5 protein-coding genes are annotated in these 3,353 nt (G+C 69.2%); 2 read left to right on the top strand and 3 right to left on the bottom strand.

The features are described from left to right. The 3 genes from VDQ18_RS23300 to VDQ18_RS23290 form a co-directional block, all read right to left on the bottom strand. Positions 1-410, bottom strand: a 410-nt coding sequence (locus VDQ18_RS23300) for an SRPBCC family protein (protein WP_323023240.1), incomplete at its 3' end; no start/stop codon positions are given. A 1-nt stretch (position 411) separates the two neighbouring features. Then, on the bottom strand, positions 412-615 hold the full coding sequence (locus tag VDQ18_RS23295) for a SlyX family protein (protein WP_323023239.1): 204 nt from the start codon (positions 613-615) through the stop codon (positions 412-414). Between the two features lie 31 nt (positions 616-646). After that, complete coding sequence (locus VDQ18_RS23290) at positions 647-919, bottom strand: DUF6455 family protein (protein ID WP_323023238.1); 273 nt, start codon at positions 917-919, stop codon at positions 647-649. A 207-nt stretch (positions 920-1,126) separates the two neighbouring features. Between VDQ18_RS23290 and hisS the strand changes: the two genes are divergently transcribed. Both hisS and VDQ18_RS23280 read left to right on the top strand, forming a co-directional pair. Further along, complete coding sequence (hisS, locus tag VDQ18_RS23285) at positions 1,127-2,623, top strand: histidine--tRNA ligase (protein ID WP_323023237.1); 1,497 nt, start codon at positions 1,127-1,129, stop codon at positions 2,621-2,623. Beyond that, positions 2,620-3,353, top strand: a 734-nt coding sequence (locus tag VDQ18_RS23280; RefSeq protein WP_416235146.1) for an ATP phosphoribosyltransferase regulatory subunit, incomplete at its 3' end; no start/stop codon positions are given. The genes hisS and VDQ18_RS23280, both read left to right, overlap by 4 nt.

The raw sequence follows: 3,353 nt of genomic DNA, 5'->3' as shown, positions 1-3,353 counted from the left end.
CCGCCCGCCAGCATCTCATCGCGCGCGGCAGGGTCGGGGAAGGTCATGTGCAGCATCAGCCGCGTGCCGGTGCCGTCGGGCGCCAGCAGCGTCTCGACCACGTTCTCGGGCGAGGGTTCGGGCAGGTGCAGGCGCTCGATATGCAGCATGCGCCAGGGCGGTTCGGCCTCGATCACCTCGCCGGTCAAGGTCAGCGTGCGGCCCATCCGGTCGGACCATTCGACATGCATCAGCCCGCCGGCCTTCGCGGCGAACTGGCAGCGGACCATGGGCCAGCCGGGCGGGCCCAGCATCCAGCGGGTCAGGAGGCTCGCGCGGGTCAGCGCGTCCCAGACCCGGGCGGGCGTGGCCTCCAGCTGCCGGGTCAGGACCAGGGACGCGGCGCCTTCGCGGGTGACCTGGGTCAGCATGTCACCAATGCGGCGGGCGCTGGTCGGCGAGCGGGATCTGGGTGCCCGCCTCCGCCTCGCGCTCGGCCTCGCGTTCCATCAGCATGCCGGTGCGATAGGTCAGCCGGTCGAGCTGCTGTCCCTGGGCGCGGACGATATCCGAGAGGTCCTCGACCGCGCGGGTGAGGTGGGCGATGCGTTCTTCGAGGTCTTCGATCCGGGCCATGCGCCCATGATGCGCTGCGCCGCAGCCCGGGTCAATCGGCCGGGTGCAGGGCGTGCAGCTTCGCCAGGGGCGCCCGGTTCTTGCAGAAGCTGGGCGGCGTCCGGGCCTTGCCGTCGCGGCTGGCGAGATAGAGCGCGCAATAATCGGGTGCCCGGCAATGGGCGCATTTCGACAGCATGCTCGACAGCCGGTCGGGCGTGACCTCGTCGTCGCGGATCGCCTCGGCCAGCGGGATGTCCAGCGCCTCGACCATGCGCCAGAACAGCAGGTGATCGTCGGGGGTTTGCGAAACGCTCTGGGACATGGGCTACTCCTTACCTTGCGCGGGCCGTGGGTTCGGCTGGCGCGGGAATGGTTAATGATCCGTAAACCTATAGGGGTGTTTGCGGCAGCAATGGGGCGGGATCGGGGGAAAAGCAGGACCTCGGGCCCGAAGCCCCCGGGATCGCCGGTTCTTGCCGCCGCGCCCCCCTTCGGCTAGACCACGCGCGGACAGATCCGGGTAATATCCATGAGCCAGACCAAGCAACGCCGTCCCAAGGCCGAGACGCCCAAGGGGTTCCGCGATTATTTCGGTGCCGAGGTGACGGCCCGCAAGGAGATGCTGGACCGCATCGCCCGGGTCTATCATCGCTATGGTTTCGATCCGCTGGAGACCTCGGCGGTGGAGACGGTCGAGGCTCTGGGCAAGTTCCTGCCCGATGTGGACCGCCCGAACGAGGGGGTTTTCGCCTGGCAGGAAGACGGCGGCGCCGAGGGCAAGGCGGGCGACTGGCTGGCGCTGCGCTATGACCTGACGGCGCCGCTGGCCCGCGTCGCGGCGCAGTATCGTAACGATCTGCCCAGCCCCTACCGCCGCTATGCCATGGGGCCGGTCTGGCGCAACGAAAAGCCCGGCCCGGGCCGGTTCCGCCAGTTTTATCAATGCGATGCCGATACGGTCGGGGCTTCGACCGTGGCCGCGGATGCCGAGATCTGCGCCATGCTGGCGGATGTGTTCGAGGATCTGGGACTGGGCGGCGATTTTGTTGTGCGGATCAACAACCGCAAGGTGCTGAACGGGGTGATGGAGGCGGCGGGGGTTCTGGATCCCTCCGATCCGTCGAAGTTCGAGGCCGAGCGCGGGATTGTCCTGCGGGCGATCGACAAGCTGGACCGGCTGGGCGAGGACGGGGTCCGCGCCTTGCTCGGCGAGGGGCGCAAGGACGAGTCGGGCGATTTCACCAAGGGGGCGGGGCTGCCCGCGACCTCGGCCGATGTGGTTCTGGCCTTCACCGCCGCCCGCCGCGACACCGGCGCCGAGACCTGCGCCGAGCTGCGGCGGCTGGTGGACGAGTCGAAGATCGGCGCGGAAGGCGTTGACGAACTTGAGGAAATGGCCGCGCTGCTGGCGGCTCAGGGCTATGGGTCGGACCGGGTGGTCATCGACCCCTCGGTGGTCCGTGGCCTCGGCTATTACACCGGCCCGGTGTTCGAGGCCGAGCTGACCTTCGAGATCCTCGACGAGAAGGGCCGCAAGCGGCAGTTCGGCTCGGTGGCCGGGGGCGGGCGTTACGATGACCTCGTGAAGCGCTTCACCGGGCAGGCGGTGCCGGCGACGGGCGTGTCCATCGGCGTGGACCGGCTGCTGGCAGCCTTGCAGGCCAAGGGGCGGGTCGTGGCGGATACCACGGGGCCGGTCGTCGTCACGGTGATGGATCGTTCGCGAATGTCTGACTATCAGAAGATGGTCGGTGAATTGCGCCGGGCCGGGATCCGCGCCGAGGTCTATCTGGGCAATCCAAAGAACTTCGGCAACCAGTTGAAATACGCCGATAAACGCGGCTCTCCCGTGGCCATCATCCAGGGCTCGGACGAGGCGGCGCGGGGCGTGGTGCAGGTCAAGGACCTGGTGCTGGGCGCCAAGATCGCCGAGAGCGCGACGCTCGAGGAATGGAAGGACCGCCCGGCGCAGGTCGAGGTGCCGGTCGGCGATCTGGTCGCCACGGTCAAGGGCATGCTGGGATGAAGATCGTCACGCCCGCCGCCCGGGCCGAGGGGCAGCGCCTGTTCGGGGCGTTCCAGACCTGGGGCGCGGTGCCGGTCGAGGCGGCGGTGCTGCAACCGGCCGAGACGCTCCTGGACCTCTATGGCGAGGATATCCGCGCCCGGGCCTATGTCACGCAGGATCCGGTGCAGGGCGAGATGATGCTGCGGCCGGATTTCACCGTGCCGGTGGTGCAGGCGCATATGGCGGTGGGCGCCGAGCCCGCGCGCTATTGCTATCTGGGCGAGGTCTTCCGCAAGCAGGAGGACGGCGGCGCCCGGGCCTCGGAATACCTGCAAGTGGGCTACGAGGTCTTCGACCGCGACCAGCCCCTGCGGGCCGATGCCGAGGTTTTCGCCTTGTTTTCCCGCATGTTGGCGGGCAAAGGTCTGCGCGCGGCAACCGGCGATATCGGCATTCTCATCGCTGCGGTGAAGGGGCTGCCGACCAGCGATACCCGCAAGGCGGCGCTGATGCGGCACCTTTGGCGGCCGCAACGGTTCCGGGCACTGCTGGAGCGCTTCGCCGGGCGGGCGCCCCTGCCCAAGGGGCGCGAGGAACTGCTGGCGCGGCTGGCGGCGGGCGACCCGGTGGCCAGCGAGGCGCCGCAGATCGGCCTCAGGACCCGGGCCGAGATCGAGGCGCGGATGGCGAAACTGGCCGAGGATGCGGCGACGGCGCCGATTCCGGGCGATGTGGTTGATGCGCTGGA

It is taken from the genome of Pararhodobacter sp., assembly GCF_034676075.1.
Classification (GTDB): Bacteria; Pseudomonadota; Alphaproteobacteria; order Rhodobacterales; family Rhodobacteraceae; genus Pararhodobacter.
Note: the sequence above shows the minus strand (reverse complement) of the source record. Positions and strands in the feature narration are given on the sequence as shown.